Origin of the sequence: Brevibacillus agri (assembly GCF_004117055.1) — a bacterium.
In the GTDB taxonomy this organism is placed as follows: Bacteria; Bacillota; Bacilli; order Brevibacillales; family Brevibacillaceae; genus Brevibacillus; species Brevibacillus agri.
Genome location: NZ_CP026363.1, coordinates 1,084,316 through 1,107,079, shown reverse-complemented (window position 1 = coordinate 1,107,079; position 22,764 = coordinate 1,084,316). Strand labels below are relative to the sequence as shown.

The following is a 22,764-nucleotide window of genomic DNA, read 5'->3' as shown; positions in this document are numbered from 1 at the left end:
TCCGGACTCGTTGCATTTTCACAAATCATGGAATATTTGCCGTTACGCCTGGGCCAACGCTTCGCCGAACACGGCCATTGCCTGCTTTACTTCTTCATCCGTCGTGACGAAGGATGGCAGCAGGCGCACTACTTGCGGACCAGCCGTGAGCAGAATCACGCCTTTTTCCCGTGCATAAGCAACCACGTCGCCTGCCGGAATCGTCAGCTCCACGCCCAGAAGAAGTCCTTTGCCCCGAACCGCGACGACCTTGTCGGGATGCTCAGCATGCAGCTTTTCCAGCTCCTGCATCAGCACGTCGTGAATATGGGCGACCTGCTGCAAAATCTGCTCCTCTTCCATTGTCGCCAAGGTAGCGATTCCCGCGGTCGCTGCCAAAGGATTGCCGCCAAACGTCGTTCCGTGCGTCCCTGGCGCAAAGGCTGCGGCCACTTCCTTCGTGGCGACTACAGCGCCAATCGGGAACCCGCTGCCCAATCCTTTTGCCAGCGAGATCGCGTCCGGCTTCACCCCGTATTGCTGAAAAGCGAACCACGTGCCGGTGCGGCCAATCCCTGTCTGAATTTCGTCCACCAAAAGCAGCAAGCCGTGCTCGTCGCACAAGTCGCGCAGCGCTTTGACCCACGCTTCCTCTGCCGGATGCACGCCGCCCTCGCCCTGAACCAGCTCCAGCATGATCGCGCACGTCTTGTCTGTAATCGCCGACTTGACTGCTGCGAGATCGTTGTACGGCACGGTGACAAAGCCCGGCGGCAACGGCGCGAAGCCATCCTTGACCTTTTCCTGCCCGGTCGCCGTCAATGTCGCCAGCGTCCGTCCGTGAAAAGACTGCTCGAACGTGATGACTTCGAAGCGGTCCTCTCCTTTCACCTTTTGCGCGTAGCGTCGGGCCAGCTTAATCAGGCCCTCATTGGCTTCCGCCCCGCTGTTGCAAAAAAACGCCTGATCGAGCCCGGACAAGCGGCTCAGCTTTTCCGCCAAAATCTCCTGCTGCGGAATGTGCACCAGGTTGGAGCAGTGCCACAGCGTATCGAGCTGTTCGTGCAGCTTGGCTGTCACTTTTGGCGGGACATGCCCCAAAGACGTCACCGCAATCCCTGAAGTAAAATCGAGATACTGTTTCCCCTGGTCGTCCCACACCTGATTTCCTTGGCCTTTTACCAGACTGATCGGCCATCTCGCATAGTTATTCATCACATGCATAGGCGCTGTCACTGTACTCATGTCCATTCCCTCCTTAGTTCGCGTGATTCACGTTCATTCTGACGGTCGTTCCGACTGCTTCCCCTGTGCACACGCCGAGCAGATCCTCGGCCGTCCCCCGGCAAATGACCACCTGGTCCACTCCCTGGCCGAGCGCGTCCAGCGCTGCCTGAACCTTCGGAATCATTCCGCCCGTGATGATCTCGGACTGGATCATGTCCTGAATCTCCTCTGCGCTCGTTTGCGCAACGACTGCCTTCGTGCCGTCTGCTTGCGGGCGCAGAATGCCGGGAACGTCCGTGACCATGATGAGCTTTTCCGCCGCGAGCGCCGCTGCAATCGCTCCTGCGGCCACATCGGCATTGATGTTGTACGTATTCGCCCCATCCTCGCTAATGGAAAGCGGCGCGATCACCGGGACGTAGCCTTGCGCCAGAATCGCTTGCGGTATCGCCGTATTTGCTTTCGTAATTTCCCCTACCCAGCCAAGCGGCTTCGCCGTTTTCTGCGCGATCAGCGTCTGACCGTCAATTCCGCTCACGCCCCATGCCTTGGCGCCTGCCTGCGTCAGCCGTCTCACCAGCACCTTGTTGATGCTGCCGCACAAAACCATTTCCACGACGCGCAGCGTATCCTCGCAAGTCACGCGCAGCCCGTCGACAAACTGCGGAGTAATCTGAACGCGGTCGAGCATGCCGTTAATCGCCGGTCCGCCTCCGTGCACGATGACGATCTGCCTGCCTTCCTGCTGCAGCTTCGCGATCGCCTGAAAAAAAGAATCCGGCAACTGATCCATCGTGCTTCCGCCGCACTTGATGACTACTATCCCCTGCATCGCTTCTCCTCCTCTACGGATATACCGGAACGAGCGGCAGCCCCGTTTTCTCGGGCAGTCCGTACATGACGTTCATGTTTTGCACAGCTTGGCCTGCTGCGCCCTTCATCATGTTGTCGATCACCGACAGCAAAACAACGCGGCCAGTGCGCTGATCCACATGAATCGCAATGTCGCAGTAATTCGAACCGTAAACCTCTTTTGTATGCGGATGGCTTCCGGCTGGGCGCACACGGACAAACGGCTTGTCGGCATAAGTCGCTTCATACAGCTCCTGAATTTGCGCCTGCGTCACCTCTGCGGACAACTGTCCGTAAGCAGTGACCAAAATCCCGCGCGTCATCGGCACCAGATGCGGCGTAAACTGGACGACCGTCTCCACGCCGCTCTGCTTTTGCAACTCCTGCTCAATCTCTGGCGTATGCTGATGGCTTCCCACCTTGTATGCGTGAATGCTTTCATTGATTTCGCTGTAATGCACGCCAAGCGATACGCCGCGTCCCGCTCCGGACACGCCCGACTTGGCGTCGACGATCCAACTGTTCGGTTGCACCCATCCGCTTTTCAGCAAAGGGATCAAGGCAAGCAAGGTCGCTGTCGGATAGCAGCCCGGATTGGCAATGAGGCTGGCGCCTGCCACCTGCTCCTGATTCCATTCCGTCAGGCCGTAAACCGCCTGTTCGACAAAGTTGGCGGGCGCAGGCTCTTTTTTGTACCACGCCTTGTACACCTCGCCTTTTTCCAGGCGAAAATCGCCGGACAGATCAATGACCTTCACGCCGTTTGCTACCAGTTGCGGAGACAACCCGGCACTTACGCCAGCAGGCGTCGCGAGAAAAATCAGATCATTTGCGGCGCTCATGCTGTCAGCGTCAATCGGCAAAAGCTTTGGCAGTCCCAGTCCCGCTACGTGAGGAAAGGTTTTCTCCAGCCCCTCTCCATCTGCTGAACTTGAATAAACATTCGCTATTTCAACCTGAGGGTGGCCAGCCAGCAGACGGATCAACTCCGCACCGCCGTACCCGGTTGCCCCAACGATTCCGACCCGAACCATGCACCTCTCCCCTTCTTCCCATCATTCGTTTGTATTTTTATACATGAATAATAATAAAAATTCAAACGGAATACAACTAGCAAATCTGTTTCTGCTTCATTTGGCAAAGCGGGAAGTCGCTAGCAAGGGGCCCTTTTATACAAAAAAACGCCGGGTTCCATACCCGAGCGTCTTTTGTCCAACTCACCTTTATTTTTTGTCGGCCAGCCAAGCAGCGATGTTTTCCGCGTCTGTCCCTTTTACCAGGCCAGGCGGCATCGAACCTTTTCCGTTATTCAGCACTTCCAAAATCTGCTCCTTGCTCAGTTGGCCGCCAATTTTTTGCAAATTCGGCCCGACAGCACCTTCCAGCGATTGTCCATGACAGCCTGCACAGGTGTTTTTAAACAACGCCTCTGCCGTAGCCGCGTCATAGCTGCCAGATGGAGCGGTTGTCGAAGGTGTCTCCGTAGCCGATTTTTCAGCAGGGGGCTGGGTCTGCTGATTGCCGCCGCCACAGGCGCTGAGCGAGAATGCGAGTACAGCCGCAACCGTAAACAGTGGGATGCGTTTCAAAGCGGTTCCCTCCTTGTTGTAGAAATTCTTCGCTCAGTATGCCTCCGCAGCGGGCTATTCATTCCTGTGGCCCTGCGAATTTTAGGTCAAGGGCAGCTCAAGCGGATTCCACTCCCGCAGTTCCAGTGTCCGTGCGCCTTCCACCACAACCGGATCGCCTTCCGCCAGCTTGCGCGCTTCCTCCAGGGACGCGGCCTTGTAGATGACCATGCCTCCCTGCTTGTCCGTGAACGGCCCTGCCATAAACACTTTATCTTGCTTGTACAAATCGTTGATATACTCTAAATGAGCCGGTCTGATTTTCGCGTTCAATTCCTGATCGACAATCGGCAACAAAGCGACATACAACATGTGTGCGTCCTCTCCTTATTTTGCGTATTTGTTTGCAGTATAACATATTTGCCAATCGGGACTTTGGCACAGGTAGGATTTTTCCGATCTACAGCGAACGTTTGAAATGAAGCAAGAAGCGACAGAAAGGTGGGTCACGTATGGGTACGCAGTTGCAGTTATACACTTCTCTCTTCCAGAATAACCCCGATGCTGTTTACATTATCGACATGCATGGCAACCTTACTGGCGTCAACGCCGCAGCCGAGCAATTACTGGGCTATGCAGCTTCCGAGCTGTTGCGCATGATCTGAACGGCCACATTACATACGCTTCGCCCTCGATCCAATCCGTGCTCGGCTTGCCAGCCTCTCATATTTTGCTCCGGCATTTTTCCATCCTGATTCAGCCTGAGCAGAGAGAGGCTGCCAGACGTGACTTTTTGCAGATGATTGTGGAAAAAACACCTTTGGACGCTGAATACATCTACCCTCACCCGGACGGCCGCATGCTTCTGTTCGAGTTCAAAGGAACGCTCGACATCGGAGCAGATGGCGAAGTGAAAAATACAGTGATCGTCGCCCGCGACATTATAGAACGGCGCCATTCCGAGGAGCTGCTGCGCTACTCGGACAAGCTCTCCGCCCTTGGCGAGCTGGCGGCAGGGATCGCGCATGAAATCCGCAATCCGCTCACCTCGCTGAAAGGGTTTCTCCAGCTCATGGAGAGCGAGCCGATTACCAACCGTCATTACTTGCAAATTATGCTTTCCGAAATTGAACGAATTTCCCACGGCTACTTCGCTTATTTCCTGCGAGGAATACCAGATCAAGCAAGTGTTTATCAACATCATAAAAAACGGCATGGAAGCCATGCCGTCAGGTGGGATTCTCACGATCGCGGTAGTCGAGAACGATCAGAACGTCCTCATTCGGGTATCCGATCAAGGCGACGGGATACCCGAGGAGCTGCTTCCGCGATTGGGAGAGCTATTTTACAGTACAAAAGAAACCGGAACAGGTCTGGGGCTATTGGTTAGCACCAAAATCATTCGCGACCACGGCGGCTCGCTCGACATCACGAGCGAGCTTGGCGAGGGCACGACGGTCGTCATTTCTTTGCAAAAGCAAAAGCCTTGCAGCAGAGAGGGGCTGTAAACAGCTCTAGCGTTTGATCTGCGCGCGCAGATACGCGTCGATGAAGACGTCGATCTCGCCATCCATCACTGCCTGAACGTTTCCTACCTCCATGTTGGTCCGGTGATCCTTCACCAGACTGTACGGGTGGAAGACGTAGGAACGGATTTGGCTTCCCCAGGCGATATCTTTTTGTTCACCCTGGATGGCAGCCAATGTTTTTTCCTGTTCCTCCCGCTTTTTCTCGAACAGCCGAGCCGTCAGCATTTTCATGGCTCGCTCCCGGTTTTTAATTTGCGAGCGCTCGGTTTGGCATGTAACCACAATGCCCGTCGGCAAGTGGGTAATCCGGACAGCGGAGTCGGTCGTGTTGATATGCTGACCACCCGCACCGCTGGAACGGTAGGTGTCGATCTTGAGGTCTTCCGTGCGGATGTCTACGGCATTGTCGTCCTCGATTTCGGGGAGAACGTTGCATGATACAAAAGATGTATGACGGCGCCCGGACGCGTCGAATGGAGAAATGCGCACGAGGCGGTGCACGCCTTTTTCCGATTTCAGATATCCGTAGGCGTTGTACCCTTTAATCAGGAGGGTCACGCTTTTTACGCCTGCTTCATCCCCGGGCAAATAGTCCAAGGTCTCGACTTTAAAGCCTTTGGCATCCCCCCATCGTGTGTACATTCGCAAGAGCATGGAAGCCCAGTCCTGTGATTCGGTTCCACCCGCTCCCGGATGCAGCTCAAGAATCGCATTGTTTTTGTCGTACTGATCGCTCAAAAGCAGCTCCAGCTCGAAGCGTTCAAACGACTTTTTCAGCTCCTGGGTACTGTCATACAAGTCCTGGATGAACGACGAGTCACCTTCTTCGATGACCAGCTCCAGCATCAACTGGAGGTCTTCGTACTGGGAATCCAGCTTGCTCATCGTTTCGACGAGACTTTTGATGGCGTTCAGCTCGCTGATTGTTTTCTGCGCAGCCTCGTTGTCATCCCAGAAGTCCGGAGCCAGCATGCGCTCTTCCAGCTCGCCGATCCGCTCCTGTTTTACAGGGAGGTCAAAGAGACCCCCTGATATCCGCTAAACGTTTAGCCATACTGGACATCTCTTGTTTGACGTCCGCAATATCGATCAATGCCATTTTTGCGAGTCACCTTCTCTTTACGTAAGCTAAGTTTATTGTAACGTAATTCGCCAGATCCGCAAACCTGGCAACCTGCCGTGCGTAAAAAGCGTGATTCGCCGCTTGCCTGGCATCTGTCCTGCCTATGTAGCGCCTATGTAGCCATTGGCGGTGATGGCGAGGATCTCAAGTCTCGGATTTCATGTGGTTGTTTGCTCTCCGTCTGCGGCGCCGCAACCACGGACAGATGCGACTGGCGAATCCGCGCCTCACGCTTGCGGATGTTTTGCTTCATTCGCGCTTGCCTGAGCCTCCGCTCCCCTGCAGCCGCCGGACTTTGCTGCGGCTGATCCAGCATGCCTTTCGGCGAGATCAGCACGCCTGGCGTCCAGTTCGGCTCCGGTATCTCCGTTTTCAGTCGTTCTTCATAGAAGACAGGGTCTTCGGCTGTGAATACTTTAGGCTCCTCCCCTCTTTCTTCTTTGGTAATCCATTTTACTTTTTTATGCTCCGCTGCCGCTTTCAGTACAGCTTTCAATGTCTTCCCGATTCTCTCCATCATGTTTTTGGTTTGTATGCCCATCACGTTGACTGACGCTTTCATTGTTCATTCCCCCGTCCCCGTGTATTTGGTAAAAAGTGTTGTACTTATGATTCTATGGATTTTTCCGAACATTTCCACCTGAATCGTTCGATGACTTTTACCAGTGTTAGACAAATAGACCGACCATAACAGACGAGGAAGAACAGATCGGGACGAATACTGTCTAGGCGTCAGGAAACAGTAAGAAAATCTCTTGGGCAGGTCTACACAAACGGCGCAACCGCGCTGCAACGGAGCATCTGCTGTCGATTGGAAAAGAAAAAGCATCCCTCCCGCAGCGAAATGGCCGCTGTGCAGAGGAATGCTTTGATTGCTGGCTAATGTAGGCTATGCCTTACTGTTTTTTGTTTTGGCGACGGCGCTCCTGCTCCTGGGCACGGCGCTGCGCGCGGTTTTTCGGGTCGGCATCGCCAGACGTCTCAGGGTCCGGACGGTCGGATGGGCCTGACGTCTGCAGTTGGTTCGGGTCGATGCCCTGGCCGCGGATGACATCCTGGCGCTCCAGGTTTTGGCTCACTTCGGCCTTCATGATGTACATGGCCACCTCTTCCTGTACGGAAGCCAGCATCGCTTGATACATCTCGTAGCCTTCGAACTGGTACTCGCGCAGCGGATCGTTTTGCGCGTAAGCACGCAGGTGAATCCCTTGGCGCAGTTGATCCATCGCGTCGATGTGATCCATCCATTTGCTGTCGACAGCGCGCAGAATGACCACTTTTTCGAACTCGCGCATCATCTCGCCGATTTGAGCTTCGCGCTCTTTGTACTGTTTGACGACTTCGGCTTTCAGCAACTCGACGATTTCCTCTGCTTCCTTGCCTTTCAGCATGGAGACGGTAATGGTTTCATCGTGCAGGAAGCCGTTGTTCGCCGCATCGGCCAATGCTTGCAGGTCCCAATCCTCCGGTACCTCTTCTTTTGGGCAATGCTGCTCGACAGCACGCTCCAGCACGCTGTAAATCATGTTGAGCGCAACATCGCTGAGGTTTTCTTGCTCCAGGATGTCTTTGCGCTGTTTGTAAACGACGAGGCGCTGCTGGTTCATCACGTCGTCGTACTGGAGTACGCCTTTCCGTGCATCGAAGTTGGCTCCTTCGACACGTTTTTGCGCAGATTCTACCGCACGGGTAACCAGACGGCTCTCGATCGGCATGTCTTCTTCCATGCCCAGACGATCCATCATGTTCATGATATTGTCGGCACCAAAGCGGCGCATCAGCTCATCCTGCATCGACAGGAAGAACTGGGAGGAACCCGGGTCCCCTTGACGCCCGGCACGACCGCGCAACTGGTTGTCGATCCGGCGGCTCTCGTGACGCTCTGTACCGATAATGTGCAGGCCGCCCAATTCCGCTACGCCTTCGCCCAACTGGATGTCCGTACCGCGACCGGCCATGTTGGTAGCAATCGTCACCGCACCGTATTGACCTGCGCGCGCGACGATTTCCGCCTCGCGCTCGTGATGCTTCGCATTCAACACGCTGTGCGGAACGCCTTTTTGCTTCAGCATGTGCGACAGCCGCTCCGAGTTTTCAATGGAAATCGTACCGACGAGAATCGGCTGGCCTTTTTTATGACGTTCGACGATGTCGTTCACAACCGCACGGTACTTGGCAGCTTCGGTTTTGAAAACCAGGTCCGGCAAGTCTTGGCGAATGACCGGCTTGTTCGTTGGAATGACGACAACGTCCAGACCGTAAATCTTTTTGAACTCTTCTTCCTCTGTTTTCGCCGTCCCGGTCATACCGGCAAGCTTTTCATACATACGGAAGTAGTTTTGCAAGGTGATCGTAGCGAGCGTCATGCTCTCGCTCTGCACGCGCAGACCTTCCTTGGCTTCAATCGCCTGATGCAAACCGTCGCTGTACCGGCGTCCCACCATCAGACGGCCCGTGAACTCGTCGACGATCACAACCTCGCCCTCTTGCACCACGTAGTCTACGTCGCGCTTGAACAGGACCTGGGCTTTCAATGCCGCTGTAATGTGGTGGTTCAAGGTGATGTGTGCCGTATCGTACAGGTTGTCGATGTTGAAAGCTTTCTCGACCTTGCCCACACCTTCGTCTGTCAGGTTGACGATCTTCAGCTTTTCGTCAATCGTAAAGTCTTTTTCCGGCTCCAGCCGCTTCACAAAGTGCGAGCAGATGTAGTAGAGCTCTGTCGATTTGTTTGCCGATCCGGAAATAATCAGCGGCGTCCGCGCCTCGTCGATCAGGATGCTGTCCACCTCGTCGATGATGGCGAAAAAGAGCGGGCGCTGCACCATCTGTTCCTTGTACAGAACCATGTTGTCGCGCAAATAGTCAAAGCCGAACTCGTTGTTCGTACCATACGTAATGTCACAAGCATAAGCGGCCCGCTTTTCTTCCGGGCTCAGTCCGTTTTTGTTCAGGCCGACTGTCAGACCGAGGAAGTTGTACAGTTGGCCCATGATCCGCGAGTCGCGCTCTGCCAAGTATTCGTTCACTGTTACGACGTGAACGCCTTTGCCAAGTAGAGCGTTGAGGTAGGTCGCCAAGGTAGCCACCAAGGTTTTCCCCTCACCGGTTTTCATCTCGGCAATGCGGCCTTCCTGCAACACCATACCGCCAATCAACTGGACATCGAAGTGGCGCATGCCCAAAACCCGCTTCGATGCTTCGCGCACAACGGCAAATGCTTCGTTCAAAATTTTGTCCAACTGCTCCCCCTGGGCCAGCCGGGCTTTGAACTCTGCGGTCTTCTCCCGCAGTTGCTCGTCGGAAAGCGCTGCTATGCTTGGTTCGAGCGCGTTGATCGCTTCCACGCGCTTAAACATCTTTTTCACTTCACGTTCATTGCTGTCGCCAAATATCTTTTTAACGAGTCCTAACATGAGGACACCCCTTCCATATGCTTCCGGACAAAAATATCGCACCACCTGGCGCGCCAGAAAAAAGGATACCGATTCTACGAAAATAATACTTTCTAAAAAGCTATTTTAACAAATAGAAGCTCATATACACAAGTAAAGGGAGTTGCCAAAAGCAACTCCCTAGTCTTATACGAGTAAAGAAATGTAAAGTTTCGTTATTTCGGTTCAATCAAACCATAGCGTCCGTCGTTGCGGCGGTACACCACGCTGACGTCGTTGGTATCGCTGTTTTGGAAAACGAAGAAGCTGTGTCCCAGCATATCCATCTGCATGACGGCTTCCTGCGCATCCATCGGTTTCAGGTCAAAACGCTTCGTTCTGACAATATCAATGTCAACATCTTCCTCATCGACATCTGGTATCATCACAGCTACTGGCTGACTATCGCGCTGTCCGACTTTCGCAGCGGAATCAACCCGCAGCTTGCGCATCAGTTTCGTTTTATGCTTGCGAACTTGACGCTCCAGCTTTTCTGCCACCAGGTCAATAGCGGCATACATATCCTCGTGTGTTTCTTCTGCTCGGATAATCACCCCGGCAAGCGGGATTGTTACCTCGATTGTGCCTTCTCCACGATGTACATGCATGGTAACTTGTACATCTGCAGGCGTAGTTTCGAAATATTTTTCGAGACGGCCGACTTTCTTTTCCACATACTCTTTCAGTGCTGCGGTGACTTGAATGTTTTCTCCACGAATATTAAATTTCATGGTTCCAACCTCCTTCCGTCTATATATAGGTATTCGGCACCCCTGTAATTAATCCTGCTCCAAGCTAAAAAAAATCTTAGTGAAATTTTTACAATCCGGCAATAATCGACAGAATTTTACCAATACTCGCTAGTTTCCCTATGTTATAATAGAGAGGGTAGTCACTCAATCCTATATCGCGGTCGTCATCGCACTGGAGGAATCCTCATGGCAGAGGTGAAACCTTCTCATTCCATTATTGGTACTACGCTCGCGCAAGACGTCTACAATGAGTACGGCCTGCTTCTTTTGCCCGCCGGGGCAGTCCTTCACCTGAGTGACATTCGACTTTTGGAGGCACACCACATTCAAGCTGTGCACGTCACTTCTGCGTCGGAAGCTCCCGAGCAGCCTTTGCCCATTCTGCATTGGAACGAGGCAGAAGCTGCCCGCGAGTACATTGCAGCAGTCAAAGAAACCGAGCACCTTTTCAAACAGATCGCTACAGGTTCTGTTCCTCCCCTGCATCAGTTCAACAGCACATTTTATCCTCTGCTGGACCAAGTGCTCCAGCGAATGGGCTTCCTCCGGTTCCTCTACATCAAGGAAGGCACGGAAAATTACACCTATCGCCATTCTCTCAATGTCGGAATCGTAGCTGCCCTGATCGGTAAAATCGCAGGAAGACCCCAGGACGAAATCTACCGCTTGGGACAAGCCGGTCTCTTGCATGACGTAGGGAAGATGATGATTCCCGACGAGATTTTGTCCAAACCCGATCGCTTGAGCGATGAAGAGTACGAGATCATGAAGCTGCACACCCTCTACGGCAGCGAGCTGCTCCTGTCGATGGAGGACGCTGACGAGTGGATCGCCAGGTGCGCTCTCATGCATCACGAGCGCCTGGATGGCAGCGGCTATCCTCATGGCTGCCAAAAGGAAGACATCCCTCTGGAGTGCCAGATCATCAGCGTTGCTGACGTGTTCGACGCTATCTGCACAGACCGCGTCTACCGCCGCGGCACCTCTCCCTTTCACGCTGCCAACGTATTGTGGGAGCTGGCATGCCAAGGCCAACTGAACCCTTTGATCGTTTCGCGTTTTATCCAGTACATTATTTTGCTCTACGTCGGCTCTCAGGCGTTGCTCAGCAATGGAGACCACGTCGAAATCATTATGATTCATACCGATGAACCGATGCGTCCACTCGTTCGCCGAGGAGACGAGTTTTTGGATTTGCGCGAGCATCGCGCGCTTACCATCACCCGAATGATTAGCTAGACGTAAAAATCCCCCCGAGCCTGATGTTGGCCAGGGGGATTTGCTGTCAGCGATATGATTTACAGTTTGACGACATTGGCTGCTTGCGGCCCGCGGTCGCCTTCCACAATATCAAATTCTACAGCTTGTCCTTCTTCCAATGTCCGAAAACCATCCGACTGAATCGCGGAAAAGTGGACAAATACGTCGTCGCCACCTTCTCGCTCGATAAAACCAAAACCTTTTTCTGCGTTAAACCATTTTACTTTGCCTTGCATGAAACAGCACAACCCTTTCTCTTGTAAAAATTTGGATTACAAATCTTTGTGTGTACACCTCTAGTTTCTCCAAAATCAGAAGCTGCATTCTTCTATCTCGTTGAATATTTTTTCTCCAATCCTCTTACGACTACCCGCGACAGGAACAACGTGAGCACCAGGTACACAGCCGCCTCTGTCAAATACGGCGGGTAGCGCTCAAACGTGCTCTTCGCCACGTTCATGGCGGCGTAATTCAACTCCGGTGTCGCAATAACGGCGCAGAGGGAGGAGTCTTTTAAAAGGGCGATAAATTCGTTCCCGATGGCAGGAAGCATCCGGGTAAACGCCTGCGGCAAAATAATCAGCCGCATCGCCAGCCCCTTCGTCATCCCGAGCGAGCGTGCCGCTTCCATCTGTCCCGGATCGATCGATTGAATCCCTGCGCGAAAAATCTCGGCGATGTAGGCCGCTGCGTTGAGCGACAGCGCCACGAATCCGGAGTAGATCGCTTCCGGACTGCTCTCTCCCGAAAAAAACAGTCCCCAGATAGACGGGATGACGGCGAAGTGAATCAGCAAAATTTGCACCAGCATCGGCGTCCCCCGAAAAAGCTCCACGTAGATCGAGCATGTCCACCGCCAAAAGCGGTTCGACGACATTTTGCCCAAACTGATAAACAACCCCAAAAAGGTCCCGCAAACGGTAGCAACCGCCGTTAGTAAAATGGTATTGATAATGCCTCGGATAAACAGCTCGCGATATTCATAGATGACGCTCCAGTCCAATGGCAAGTCCTCCCTTCGTGTATGTCAGCACTGGAGTCACAAACACCGGGCACGTCCCGCGACGCACCCGGCTACTGATGACTAATTGCTGCCAAAGTACTGGTTGTAGATTTCCTGGAGCTTGCCGTTTTCCTTGATTTTCTTCAAGCCGTCGTTGATTTTGTTCAGCGCGTCCGTGTTGCCCTTTTTCACCATGATTCCGTAGTATTCTTTTTCAAACGAGTCGTCTTTTATCAGCTTGAACTTCTTGTCTTTGATTTTATTTACGTAATATTGCAGCACGCCATTATCCCCGACAACTGCATCGACACGGCCATTGAAGAAATCGTCCACGGACGAAGGCATGTCGTCATAGCCCATCAAGCCTTGATACGTATCGCCAAACGCCTTTTTGACCACTTCTTCCCCTGTAGTCGCGGCCTGTACCCCGATCTTTTTGCCTTTCAGATCGGCCAGCTTGGTCACCTGAGAGTCTTCCGCTACGAGAATGAGCTGATTCGCTTCGAAGTACGAATCCGAGAAATCGTATTTTTCCTTGCGCTTGTCCGTGATCGTGATCGACGAAATCCCGATGTCCACCGTCCCTTTGTCCAATCCGTCGAACAGCGGGTCCCAGCCTGTGTTTTTCCACTCGATCTTGAATCCTCCCGCTTCTGCGATCGCATTCATCACGTCAATGTCATGGCCGCTGATTTTGTCGGCCTCCAGCATCTGGAACGGCGGATAAGCTGCATCTGTTCCTACCACGTACACTTTTTCACCCGAGCCGGAGCCTGACCCTGAGCCGCTCGCGCCAGTTCCGCTTCCCGAGCTTTGCTGGCCACCCGATCCACAGGCTGAGACCAAAAGCCCCACGCCTACGACCAGCACAAGAGACTTGAACCACTTTTTCCCGATACGCATTAAAAATCCCCCTTGTTTCTCTCTGTGTATGCTTACTTTTCCCCAGCACTGTCCACATGGAAATCATGTGTTTTTTGCGTTCTCCACAAAGTTATCCACATTATCCACATGACGTTGTGCACAAGCTGTGTATAACTATTTTCCTGCGCGTTCTGCGGCTCTGGTACTATGGTTACGGAGTCGAGTTTTGGTATAGAACTGGAATTAGCAGCAAAAAGGCAGGATTCGTATACACCGGATATACTTCTATCCTGTATATAAAAATCCTGCCTGAAAACGATCTATTTATCTGAAAAATACGAATTATTCTTTTTCCGCCAAAATAATAACCTCTACCCGGCGGTTGCGCGCGCGGTTCTCTTCGTTCGAATTGTCCACGAGTGGCCTGTATTCTCCCAATCCTGCCACCGTAAAGCGCGACGCCGGCAAGGAATATGCATCAACCATTTCCCGCATCACCGCAATAGCGCGGGCAGAGGACAGCTCCCAGTTGGACTTGTATGCGCTGCGCGAGATCGGCACGTCGTCTGTGTAGCCTTCGATCCTCACTTTGTACTCGTAGCGCTGCAACACACGTGCTACAGTGCCTACGACCTCTTTCCCCTGCTCCTGGAGATCAGCAGAGCCACTGGCGAACAAAATTTTCTCCGGAAGGCGGATGCGCAATCCCTCTTCGGTCTCCTCGTAGTCCAGATTCAGCTCGGCCAAAGCGGACGAGAGCTGGTTGTGCACCGTCTCCATATCGCGCTCACCCGTGTCCGGCATGCCGACAGGCGGCTTTGGCACGCTCTTTTGCGCCTGCTCTTGCTCCTGTGTGCCTTTTTCATCCACGGTGCCTGTGAGCGCCTTTTTTTGCCCCTCCAGTTGATGAATCTCGCGTTCTAGCTCCAGCTTTTGCAAATTCAACAGATCGAGGCTCTCATGCACCTGCTTCAGATTGGCCTGCTGTTCAGCTTGCTCCTTTTTGGCGGCTTCGCGCTGGGTCTGAATCTTCGTCATTTGCGTCGCCGCGATGATAATGACGATGACGAACAGTAGCGTAATCAAGTCGCTGTAGCTGATGAGCCAGCTTTTCTCCAGCTCTTTCTCATCGTACAACCGATCGTCATGCATAGCGATCCTGCCTTTCAATCGTGCCCTTCATGCTACCAGGCTCTTTGACGAGCACCAGCTTCTGGTCGCCTGGCAAAAACGAGTTGAGCTTTTCAAACAACAGGCGCGGCGTCTCCATCCGCTGCAAACCGACGCAGCCCTCGATATACAGCCGTTTTTCAAACATTTCCCGGTCATACAAATCCATCATCCGGTAGTAGCACGGCAGCGCGAACAAGTTGGCAAGGAGCGCACCGTAGAGCGTGGCGACAACGGCTGCGCTCAGGCTGTGCCCTGTGAGTGCCATGTCTTCCAGCGATTTGAGCACCCCTGTCATCCCGAGCAGCGTCCCGACCAGCCCCATCCCTGGCGCAAGCAAGCTGATAAGCCGAAAGAAGCCTGCTGCCTGTTGGTAGCGATACTGCTCGCCTTTCAGCTCGTTCTCCAGGATCATTCGCAGTTCTTCCTCAGGCACACCCTCGATCGCCAGCAAGCTGCCGCGCTGCACGAACGAGTCCCGCTCCTGCTGCAACTCGCGCTCGAGCGCGATATATCCCTGTTCTTTCTGGACGAGCGCGTAGTAGTAGAAGCGCTTGATCGTCTCCTCGACGTTGCTGTCCCGCCCGTGAATCAGCAGGCGGATCATTTTTTTCAGGTCGAGGTGCTTGCGCTTGATCGCGTAGGAAACCACTACAGCGAGCGCGACCAGCTCGATGGCGGTCACGTTCAGCAGATCGGCGAGGTTGCCGTTCATGTAAACGGCGTGTATGAAAATGAGGACGACGGCTCCGATCAAGACGAGTGAGCGACGTTTTGTGGACAATGGTGTCACCTTCCTAACGTTCTTTCCTGGTAAAGCAGGTTGAGGTTTTCTATTGGTGTATCGGTTGATTTGAATTCCATTATTATAGCAGAGGTTCGCTCTGCCGATAAATGTAAAGAATGGACATGGCAGGAGAGGAGGAAATTCGATATGGATATCAGTTCCATTATGGGCGCGCAAGTAAGCCAGCTCCAGCAAACCGTAGGCCTGAGCATGCTGAAAATGGCGCAAGCTACCCAGGCAGCAGGCGCGATGGTAATGCTCCAGGATTTTACCAATGCCCAAGCAACGACACAGGCTCCCCACCCTACACTTGGGAAACAGATTGATATCAGCGTGTAATTAGGCAAGAAAAAAGCGAAGAATCCCTTCTTCGCCATCGGCTTTAACCAGACCTCATCCCTTTCTTTCGGGGTGAGGTTTTTCATTGGAGAGCCTTGCTGCTTTTCCTCTGCGCTCTGTGAGCCCCTCGATCCCATGCTCCCGGTAATTTTTGACCCATCTTCTGATATAAGAGCTACTGATTAAATTCAGCTCTTTCGTCACCCGGTTGTAGCCCATTCCTTCTTCCAAGTACATGTTTACCGCTTTCAGCTTGAATTCGGTTGTGTAACTCGTAAATTTCTGGCCTTTTACAGGCATAAAAATCCCTCCTGAATCGAACAAGTACGGCTAATTGACGCACGCACCTATTCAGTCAAGAGGGAGCTTATCCAAATGTATCATGACCGTTATTTCTTGGTGTCAAAAAAAGCGCCATATGCCGGAGATCCGCTATAGCCTCCGTACTGTTTGTTAGCCGTTCGACCGCGTTGGATCTGGTTGATTTTCTCGGACAGTTCGTCCTGCTTCTCCTGCATAACCGGAAGCAAGCGCTGGTCAATCTCCAAAAATGGCGTGGCGTACTGCAGATTCCATTCTGGCGGCAGAACAAATCCCCGATCGATTGCATCAGCAATTTGCCCCAGTACCTCTTCGCGTTTGTCCAACAGCTCGAGCCATTCCTCCGGCTCTGCTTCTTCCTTCAAGACGGCTTTCTCCAAATCATGAGAATGAAGCAATAGCTGTTGAAATAGCGGCTCGACTGTCTCTCTCGTTAGTTGAAATGACATCTCCATCCGCTACCCTTGCGTTTTTGCCAAGACCATGGCTTGCTTCCATGTGTCGCGGAATTGGGTGAGAAGTCCTTCTACCTCATCCAGAATGGAGGTTTCCTTTTTGAGGTTGGCTTCGATCAGTCTTGTTTGCATATATTCGTACAACGACATCATTTGCTGGGCGATCGGGTATTTTTGGTCCAGCGTAACCATCAGCTCGCCTACGATATCTTGCACGCGTTTGTTGTACTCGTTGGCTTTGTCGAATTTTTTTTCGGCAATCGCTGCTTTTGACTGCTTCAGAAATTTCAGCGCTCCGTTGTAGAGCATCAACGTCAATTCCCCTGGATTGGCTGTGTTTACCGAGTTCGTTTGGTAAGCTTGTAACGATTGTTGATAGGCCATCATATCCGGCTCCTTTCGATCCTACCTGCCGCTGCTGAATTGCTGGGCGAGCCAACTACTCTGCGAATTTGCCTTGCTCATCGCTTGTTCCATAGCGGTGAATTGGCGGTAGTAGCGCTCCTCCATGTTCTTCATGCGCAGCTCCAGAGTGCTGATGTTTTTCGTGAGAGTTTTCATTTGTCGGCCCATGGAGTAGCTGTCGGAGATATCGCCCATGGAAGAAGAACCGGCAATGTCTGTAATTTTAGACATCATGCCAGTCAGACTGTTATACAGTCTTTTGGCGATTCCCGTTTCTCGTAGCATCTGGTCTTTGTCTGTCGTTGTCTCCGCCGGATTTTTGGTAAACAAATCCATTACCTGTGTGCCGTTTTCACGAATGGCTTTGCGCAGCTTCTCTTCGTCGATGTACAGCTTCCCTTTTTCCATGTAGTTGGCATAGCTGAACTTGGCATCCGCTTTTGCTGTGCTGATCCCGATATCAGAGAGAGTGTCAAAATTTTCATCGCCCATGCCTGCTACAACCGTAGAGAAGATTTGGCGCATCTCCGTCAGCGCGGATGACAGGACAGAATCGCGAAGGAGGACACCGCTTTTTGCTTTTTCTTCCCACTTCTCAATTTGCTTCTCATCCAAAGCGCTTTTCTCTTCCTCGAGCAGAGGTTGGTAGTCTTTATAGCGAGGCTCGCTAATTTTTTTATTAATCTTGTCGATGACTTCGTTGTACTTATCAATGAAGCCTTTAATGGACTTGAAGATGGCCTCGTCGTCCTGCATAGAGTTTACGGTAAACGATTCTGCTTTTTTCAGTTCGAACTCGATGCCGTCAAAGGTAAACTTGTTGCTGCTGATCGCAGTAGTCACGCCATTAATGGTAACAGATCCATCTATACTTTTTTGACCCTGAGCTTCTTTGGTTGCCGGATCTCCTGCTGTAACGCCGCTATCAAACAGGCCAAAAACTTTCGCGTTGTCATCGTTTGTGTACTCGAGCTTGATTTTTGCATTTTCCCCAGCGGAAGTGGAAGAAAAAATCAATTTACCGTTAAAGAAAGTTGCTGCTACCCCTGTCTTGGAGGTCTGTTCATTGATTTTTTTAACAGCGCTCTCCATGGAATCGGTATCGTTGATCGTAATTTTCGTACCATTCACCGTCAGTTCGAAAGATCCGCTCAAACCCGCAGTAGATAGATTTTTCGCAGAATCGGCTGCTGCCACTGTCGTAGTCGTATCCATTCTAGCTGGCTCGGCTTCTGTAGCCAGGGTGTTTACCGTCACTTTGTAGGTAGGCAAATTAGGCATTCCTACTTGCTTGATCGAAGCCGCACCTTCATTATCTGATACGAGCTTTTTTTTCAGGTATGGACCTTGCAAACGCATGTCGCTTACTGTGTTCAGGCGGAAATCCAACAGCAGTGCGTTCATTTCGCGGTAAGCGTCGCGCTTCCATGTTTCCAATTGCTTTTTCTGCAGCATCTTGTTTAAAGGTGCGCGCTGGGCTTTCATCAATTCCTTGACCATGCTGTCCGTATCCAGTCCGGAAACGAGACCAGAAAAACGAATCGGACTAACCATGTCAATCCCTCCTTCTCTATCGTTTCTCGTCAACCAACAACCCGATCATTTCTTGCATTTTGGCCGCTATGTCCATAATTTTTTTGGAAGGAACCTGGCGAATGACTTCTTTAGTCGAGTCGTTGACGATTTCCACATAATATTCTTTGAGTTGCTCGTGCAGACGAAACTGCAGATGCGTGCTTTGCGTTTGCTGCATCCATTTGTTCAGGTCGTCTACCGCTTTTCCGAGTTCTTTTTCAGAGTACTGCTGAGTGGCTGTCTCTGCCTCCGGTTTGCTTTCCTTTGCCGCTGGTACACCTGCAGACGCTGCCTGTACAGGCACTCCCGCTGCCTTCGTCCCTAATCCTGATTGACTATTGATAGATACGTCCATGTATTAACCTCCATTCCGGTTTCTCCTTATTGTATGTATCGGAAAAAATGGAGGAGGATTTAAGGAGGATATACCTCGAATGAGAGATTTCTTTCGGTAGGAATGACAAAAAAGAGACCTTAGAATATCTAAGGTCTCCAGGGGTATTTCGATTAGCGGAGCAGTTGCAGAACGCCTTGTGGCTGTTGGTTAGCTTGAGCCAACATAGCTTGGGCGGCTTGAGCCAAGATGTTGTTCTTGGTTTGTTCCATCATTTCTTTCGCCATATCTACGTCGCGGATACGGGATTCAGCGGCTGTCAGGTTCTCGGAAGCAGTACCCAGGTTGTTGATGGTGTGCTCCAGACGGTTTTGAACAGCACCCAGTTTCGCGCGTTCGCTAGAAACTTTGTTGATTGCTTTATCGAGAACTTCGATTGCATTGGAAGCATCTTCTTTGGTGGAGATATTCAGAGCTGCTTCGGATTTGATGTCATTAGTACCGTTAGTCACGGAATTTGTTTTTGTGAAGCCTTTTTGACCAGCATTACCAGTGATACCCAGTGCAGCGGAACGCATGTCGCTAATATCCAAGGACATGGATTGACCTTTGTTAGCGCCGATTTGGAACTTCGTAGTAAAGCCGGAACCTTGAACCCCAGGCCCTACAACTTGTTCAACGTTTTGTGGGGTAAGAGCATCAGTAATTCCAGTATTAGTTAAACCAGTTACCGATCCAGTTACAATATCCAGATCTTTACCGGTCTCAGATATCAATTGAATTTCATTATTCGCAGACAAACTAGCTGTTACCTGACCATCCAGACCAGCCTTTTGAAGTGCTGCATTCAAATCTTTTACAAAATCTGCGCGGCCTGCATCGTCATTTGTATATGTTTTAGCATCATCGAATTTAACTTCAACTTCGTTTCCGCCACCCACTGTCAACTTAAATCCACTATTAGCTGAAACAGAAATAGCTGCTGTTACTGCTGTTCCTTGCAGACCTGCACGCTCAATGGTAGTTGGGGTTCCTTTTACTTCTCCAATACCTGTCAAGGTTGTTTCGTCAGCATAACCGAGCATTATCGCTGCGTCATCATTACCAGTACCTACTTTAACCTCAAGTGTGCTAGCAGCACCTTCAGATTTCGCAGTAAATTTCAGGCCATTACCCGCAGCATTCTTTTCAATGTTTACAAGATCAGAAAGCTTGGTTCCACCAGAAGTAACATTTTTCAACTCATTGATAAAGTCGTCTATTGTACCATCTGAACCAGATCCTTTATAATCTGTCCAGTTTTGATTCAAGACGGAAGTAATATCAAAAGTTTGACCATCTACCTTGATTGAACCAGTCTGTCCACTTGTATCAGCTGCCACCCAAGCCGTACCGCCATCAATAACAGCACTAGTTGCTTTTGTAATTTTCGCTCCATCGTTGCTACCAATTCCACCATTCAGCAACTTCTGAGTGTTGAACTCAGTAGTGTTACCGATACGGTTGATCTCGGAAGTCAATTGGTTCATTTCATCTTGCAGAGCGGCGCGGTCAGCGTCTGTGTTCGTTCCGTTTGCAGATTGGTTAGCCAGTTCGCGCATACGTTGCAGGATGCTGTGCGTTTCGTTCAGGGCACCCTCAGCCGTTTGGATCAGAGAGATACCATCTTGCGCGTTTTTGGAAGCCATGTCCAAACCGCGAACTTGGGAGCGCATTTTTTCAGAGATTGCCAGACCAGCCGCGTCATCACCAGCACGGTTGATGCGGAGACCGGAAGACAGTTTCTCGATGTTTTTGTTTGTTGCAGCTTGGTTACCAGTCAACTGACGATAAGTGTTCAAAGATGCGATATTGTGGTTAATACGCATGAATATTTTCCTCCTTGAGTGTGCCCTCCACGTCCCTGCGGAAGGTTTGGGTAATGTTTCGGAAAAGCCGAACCCAATCGCGCGCTTAGGCCGTTTTTCCCCTACAGTTTTATTATCGGTGGGAGATTCATCCTTGTTTAGTCTTTTTTCTACTTTTTTTTGCAAAAAAACTGTGCGACGATTTTGCCAATGAAGATCCAACAAAAAAGAGCCATTCTCGCCTGGCTCCTCCTCAAAATGTTATCTGTATTCGTTTCTGAGCCAAAAGCTCCGCAAAGCGTTCGTGCGAAAGCTCGTCGTTTTCCGCCAAGCCGTCTATGGAATAGAGAACATTTTTTTCGGAAGGTCGACAACGCCTGAGCAGTTCCATCGTTTCTTGCTGCGTACATTCCACCTCGTATACCGCCTTTTGCAACAACCGGTCAAACGACATAAGCTGGAACATCTCCCGAAATTCGTCTATTCCCCCAACACCGATCCACTCTCGCAACTTCTCGTTCTTTTGATAGGCTTTATAGGGGGTGTAAATCCCCTTTCTATCGTCGCTGCATACAAAAATCGGACCGAAATACTCGCCTATCAACAGGAGCGCCATCAAATTGACGATTCTCTCGCCGCCATCCCGACCGGTCGCCTGCATGCAGGCACTGAGCTTGCCCACATCTTCTTTGGCGTGCAGAGCCAAGCTTTGGATCTCAGCCTGGATCACCGGATTGGTCGGCACGGATTCGATAGCTATACTGCGGATTTTGTGCAAGGCCGCAGCAACTGCCGTCGATTCGCAGACGATCTCGCAAATTCCGGTCAAAGCAGTCACATAGATTGTTTTGTGTCGAGACAGTTCCCGAAAAAAATCGTAGTATAGCTCCTCGACTCTTTCTTTGCCCGGCAGGTTTTTTCCGGCTTCCAGCAACACTTCCTCAGGTATCAGGATGATCGCAGATTCACTCATCCCTTGGAGCAATCTCGGCAGATCGGGAATGCTTTTTTTCAGGGAGGTCATGAACTGGTTATCCAGTATATAGCAAGCTTTTTCTTGCGTTAATGATCCGTATAGCTTTTTCGTATCCAGATTCAGGAATGGGCGAATCGATTCCCATTTTGGATCACTGGCGGCAGACATCAGATACCCTCCCTGCATACCTCTTTCCATTTCTTGATCTTTTTTAGGTGGCTCGCGAACTGGGCCTGGATGGCACGCAGGTCATCGTCATGAAGGCCTTCCTTTGCAGCGTCCAACAATTGTTCAAAACTGTCAATCAGTATCGTCCTCGTAGGCTCTAACAAGGATGAACTCACATCATCCGGAAGAAAGTCTCGATAAGAAAAATCAACAACTTCCTTTGCTTGTTCGATTGAAATAAGCTGCTCCTGAGCCAGCTTGACAACGAGCGCCTTGTAAGGAACTTCAAAAGTCGGGATCAATCGAATAATTTGCAGGGCAAGGGATTCGTTTGCAAATGCTTTTTGACTATAGGCAAACTTCCTTCGCAGAATATGATTGTCGATTAAAAATTCAGAGGCAAACAAATGAGGAAGTCGCTCGTCTGGATCAAGTATTCCATCCGTGAACATATAGTGGTGGTTTCGATCACGCAGTTTATCACGATCGAACAGAAAATGGTAATATTCATGAGCCCACATAAAGTTCTCATATACTTTAGGCTGACCTGTATTGATATGAATATAAAATCTGCCGTTCAAATAATAGACCAGTCCGCCATAGCTGTCATGAGGAACAGGAAATTCTATGACATTCGCTTCTTCTCTTAAAACGGTCTTTACGTACTCTAATGGCTTTTGGGCCAGCAACGGGTCCGGGTTCATGCGAATCGCCATTAGTTTTTCACGAATTTCCGGCAGCAAGCTTTCGTTCAGCTTTAACAAGCTTTCCAAGTTTTTTTGAGTAATCACGGTGG

General features: G+C 51.1%; 26 protein-coding genes and 1 pseudogene. 5 read left to right on the top strand and 22 right to left on the bottom strand.

Translation table 11 applies throughout. The features are described 5' to 3' along the window. Nucleotides 1-42: 42 nt before the first annotated feature. From BA6348_RS05545 to BA6348_RS05525, 5 genes are all read right to left on the bottom strand, one after another. Nucleotides 43-1,224, bottom strand: coding sequence for an aspartate aminotransferase family protein (locus BA6348_RS05545; protein ID WP_007777983.1), 1,182 nt, complete (start codon nt 1,222-1,224; stop codon nt 43-45). A 13-nt stretch (nt 1,225-1,237) separates the two neighbouring features. Next, the gene (gene argB, locus BA6348_RS05540; protein ID WP_122952581.1) at nt 1,238-2,038 is read right to left on the bottom strand and encodes an acetylglutamate kinase; all 801 of its coding nucleotides are present in this window, start codon (nt 2,036-2,038) and stop codon (nt 1,238-1,240) included. Nucleotides 2,039-2,051: 13 nt separating this feature from the next. Next, entirely contained in the window at nt 2,052-3,092 is a 1,041-nt protein-coding gene (argC, locus tag BA6348_RS05535) for an N-acetyl-gamma-glutamyl-phosphate reductase (RefSeq protein WP_007777988.1), read from the bottom strand. Between the two features lie 189 nt (nt 3,093-3,281). Further along, nucleotides 3,282-3,647, bottom strand: coding sequence for a cytochrome c551 (gene cccB / locus BA6348_RS05530; RefSeq protein WP_025844275.1), 366 nt, complete (start codon nt 3,645-3,647; stop codon nt 3,282-3,284). 81 nt (nt 3,648-3,728) lie between these two features. Beyond that, nucleotides 3,729-3,998 carry a YciI family protein gene (locus BA6348_RS05525; protein ID WP_005829860.1) on the bottom strand — a complete coding sequence of 90 codons (270 nt, stop codon included), beginning with the start codon at nt 3,996-3,998 and terminating at the stop codon, nt 3,729-3,731. Between the two features lie 140 nt (nt 3,999-4,138). Here BA6348_RS05525 and BA6348_RS27155 point away from each other — a divergent pair, with 140 nt between their 5' ends. The 3 genes and pseudogenes from BA6348_RS27155 (at nt 4,139) to BA6348_RS27145 (ending at nt 5,134) form a co-directional block, all read left to right on the top strand. Continuing rightward, complete coding sequence (locus BA6348_RS27155) at nt 4,139-4,291, top strand: PAS domain S-box protein (protein WP_235694635.1); 153 nt, start codon at nt 4,139-4,141, stop codon at nt 4,289-4,291. A gap of 38 nt (nt 4,292-4,329) precedes the next feature. Then, nucleotides 4,330-4,710, top strand: a pseudogene (locus tag BA6348_RS27150) (histidine kinase dimerization/phospho-acceptor domain-containing protein); the annotation flags it as partial. 43 nt (nt 4,711-4,753) lie between these two features. Continuing rightward, a complete protein-coding gene (locus BA6348_RS27145) occupies nt 4,754-5,134 on the top strand; it encodes an ATP-binding protein (RefSeq protein ID WP_235694634.1) in 381 nt (126 codons plus the stop codon). 6 nt (nt 5,135-5,140) lie between these two features. Here BA6348_RS27145 and prfB read toward each other — a convergent pair. The 4 genes from prfB to hpf form a co-directional block, all read right to left on the bottom strand. Continuing rightward, nucleotides 5,141-6,254, bottom strand: a protein-coding gene (gene prfB, locus BA6348_RS05515) for a peptide chain release factor 2 (protein ID WP_122952580.1) whose coding sequence is annotated in 2 segments (ribosomal slippage) — nt 5,141-6,172 and nt 6,174-6,254 — 1,113 coding nt in all. Because the reading frame shifts where the segments join, the coding sequence is not laid out codon by codon here. Nucleotides 6,255-6,390: 136 nt separating this feature from the next. Further along, on the bottom strand, nt 6,391-6,840 hold the full coding sequence (locus tag BA6348_RS05510) for a hypothetical protein (protein ID WP_005829851.1): 450 nt from the start codon (nt 6,838-6,840) through the stop codon (nt 6,391-6,393). Between the two features lie 334 nt (nt 6,841-7,174). Then, nucleotides 7,175-9,694, bottom strand: a complete 2,520-nt coding sequence (gene secA / locus BA6348_RS05505; protein WP_005829848.1) for a preprotein translocase subunit SecA — start codon at nt 9,692-9,694, stop codon at nt 7,175-7,177. A gap of 194 nt (nt 9,695-9,888) precedes the next feature. Next, nucleotides 9,889-10,443, bottom strand: a complete 555-nt coding sequence (hpf, locus tag BA6348_RS05500; protein WP_005829846.1) for a ribosome hibernation-promoting factor, HPF/YfiA family — start codon at nt 10,441-10,443, stop codon at nt 9,889-9,891. A 207-nt stretch (nt 10,444-10,650) separates the two neighbouring features. Here hpf and BA6348_RS05495 point away from each other — a divergent pair, with 207 nt between their 5' ends. Next, nucleotides 10,651-11,703 (top strand): HD-GYP domain-containing protein, encoded by a 1,053-nt coding sequence (locus BA6348_RS05495; protein WP_005829844.1) that lies wholly within the window; start codon nt 10,651-10,653, stop codon nt 11,701-11,703. A 59-nt stretch (nt 11,704-11,762) separates the two neighbouring features. On the opposite strand, the gene BA6348_RS05490 is transcribed toward BA6348_RS05495, so the two are convergent. From BA6348_RS05490 to BA6348_RS05470, 5 genes are all read right to left on the bottom strand, one after another. Further along, nucleotides 11,763-11,960, bottom strand: coding sequence for a cold shock domain-containing protein (locus BA6348_RS05490; RefSeq protein ID WP_005829843.1), 198 nt, complete (start codon nt 11,958-11,960; stop codon nt 11,763-11,765). A gap of 92 nt (nt 11,961-12,052) precedes the next feature. Then, complete coding sequence (locus BA6348_RS05485) at nt 12,053-12,727, bottom strand: amino acid ABC transporter permease (protein WP_007778010.1); 675 nt, start codon at nt 12,725-12,727, stop codon at nt 12,053-12,055. 81 nt (nt 12,728-12,808) lie between these two features. Beyond that, nucleotides 12,809-13,630: a basic amino acid ABC transporter substrate-binding protein gene (locus tag BA6348_RS05480; RefSeq protein WP_007778013.1), complete on the bottom strand. Its 822-nt coding sequence runs from the start codon at nt 13,628-13,630 to the stop codon at nt 12,809-12,811. 303 nt (nt 13,631-13,933) lie between these two features. Then, entirely contained in the window at nt 13,934-14,743 is an 810-nt protein-coding gene (locus BA6348_RS05475) for an OmpA family protein (protein ID WP_005829838.1), read from the bottom strand. Continuing rightward, on the bottom strand, nt 14,736-15,545 hold the full coding sequence (locus BA6348_RS05470; RefSeq protein WP_025844263.1) for a motility protein A: 810 nt from the start codon (nt 15,543-15,545) through the stop codon (nt 14,736-14,738). The genes BA6348_RS05475 and BA6348_RS05470 overlap by 8 nt, the downstream gene beginning before the upstream one ends. Nucleotides 15,546-15,695: 150 nt before the next feature. Here BA6348_RS05470 and BA6348_RS05465 point away from each other — a divergent pair, with 150 nt between their 5' ends. After that, the gene (locus tag BA6348_RS05465; protein WP_005829834.1) at nt 15,696-15,887 is read left to right on the top strand and encodes a putative motility protein; all 192 of its coding nucleotides are present in this window, start codon (nt 15,696-15,698) and stop codon (nt 15,885-15,887) included. A gap of 54 nt (nt 15,888-15,941) precedes the next feature. Here BA6348_RS05465 and BA6348_RS05460 read toward each other — a convergent pair whose 3' ends face one another. The 8 genes from BA6348_RS05460 to BA6348_RS05425 all read right to left on the bottom strand — a co-directional run bounded on the left by BA6348_RS05460 (nt 15,942) and on the right by BA6348_RS05425 (nt 22,759). Further along, entirely contained in the window at nt 15,942-16,187 is a 246-nt protein-coding gene (locus tag BA6348_RS05460) for a helix-turn-helix domain-containing protein (protein WP_005829832.1), read from the bottom strand. An 89-nt stretch (nt 16,188-16,276) separates the two neighbouring features. Next, on the bottom strand, nt 16,277-16,573 hold the full coding sequence (locus BA6348_RS05455; protein ID WP_005829831.1) for a flagellar protein FliT: 297 nt from the start codon (nt 16,571-16,573) through the stop codon (nt 16,277-16,279). A gap of 93 nt (nt 16,574-16,666) precedes the next feature. Beyond that, nucleotides 16,667-17,047 carry a flagellar export chaperone FliS gene (gene fliS / locus BA6348_RS05450; protein ID WP_005829829.1) on the bottom strand — a complete coding sequence of 127 codons (381 nt, stop codon included), beginning with the start codon at nt 17,045-17,047 and terminating at the stop codon, nt 16,667-16,669. A 21-nt stretch (nt 17,048-17,068) separates the two neighbouring features. Beyond that, on the bottom strand, nt 17,069-18,622 hold the full coding sequence (gene fliD, locus BA6348_RS05445) for a flagellar filament capping protein FliD (protein WP_122952579.1): 1,554 nt from the start codon (nt 18,620-18,622) through the stop codon (nt 17,069-17,071). A gap of 16 nt (nt 18,623-18,638) precedes the next feature. Next, the gene (locus BA6348_RS05440) at nt 18,639-18,998 is read right to left on the bottom strand and encodes a flagellar protein FlaG (RefSeq protein WP_025844246.1); all 360 of its coding nucleotides are present in this window, start codon (nt 18,996-18,998) and stop codon (nt 18,639-18,641) included. A 152-nt stretch (nt 18,999-19,150) separates the two neighbouring features. Then, nucleotides 19,151-20,845 carry a flagellin N-terminal helical domain-containing protein gene (locus BA6348_RS05435; protein ID WP_122952578.1) on the bottom strand — a complete coding sequence of 565 codons (1,695 nt, stop codon included), beginning with the start codon at nt 20,843-20,845 and terminating at the stop codon, nt 19,151-19,153. A gap of 232 nt (nt 20,846-21,077) precedes the next feature. Next, the gene (locus BA6348_RS05430) at nt 21,078-21,968 is read right to left on the bottom strand and encodes a hypothetical protein (RefSeq protein ID WP_122952577.1); all 891 of its coding nucleotides are present in this window, start codon (nt 21,966-21,968) and stop codon (nt 21,078-21,080) included. Then, a complete protein-coding gene (locus BA6348_RS05425) occupies nt 21,968-22,759 on the bottom strand; it encodes an ImmA/IrrE family metallo-endopeptidase (protein ID WP_122952576.1) in 792 nt (263 codons plus the stop codon). Before BA6348_RS05425 ends, BA6348_RS05430 begins: the two co-directional genes overlap by 1 nt. Between the last annotated feature and the right edge of the window lie 5 nt (nt 22,760-22,764).